The sequence below is a fragment of the Ruegeria sp. O5 genome (assembly GCF_056535105.1).
This window is the reverse complement of sequence record NZ_JBQERN010000058.1, coordinates 1-516: the sequence shown is the minus strand read 5'-3', so window position 1 is coordinate 516 and position 516 is coordinate 1. Positions and strand designations below refer to the sequence as shown.

General features: G+C 51.6%; 1 protein-coding gene. It reads right to left on the bottom strand.

Annotated elements, in window-relative coordinates:
- Positions 1–373: hypothetical protein (locus ACR0M3_RS20060; protein ID WP_480912428.1), on the bottom strand; the 373-nt coding region annotated here is incomplete at its 3' end.
- Between the last annotated feature and the right edge of the window lie 143 nt (positions 374–516).

Sequence of the window (516 nt, the reverse complement as noted above, 5' to 3'; positions counted from 1 at the left end):
AAATTCGTCCGTCCGTTTCAGTCCCATAGTTCGTCTCCTTTGCTGCAATAAATGCTATCAAAGGAGCGGCAGCAAACCGCGACACGTCCAGTTCACCTATCTCAGTTGCCGAGCACTCGGGCGTTAACGAAGCCGATGATGATGAAGATCGGCCAAGCTGCCACAAAGACCGCCTTGCAGACGAGGGTTGCAGTGTTGCCGGATTGCTCACCAGATTGCAGAAATTGCTGACCCGCAGCCAACATCTGAAACTCTTCGTGCGACCGACAATTCTTTTTTTAATCGTGGAAACGTCTCTGTGAAAGATAAACTGCCAAAGGAACGCGCCAGCAATGAGGCACCCAATGGCAGCAACAAAAGTCCAATGTGTCATGTTCTACTCTTTCCAAATTTCTTGGGCATCTGGGCGCACTGGTGGCGGCAACCTGAGCCTCCCCAACTGAACTGGTCCACCGCTATGTTTAGGAAACGGAGGACCACGAATGGCAAACAAGCGACCGAAGCCCGAAGAGATTG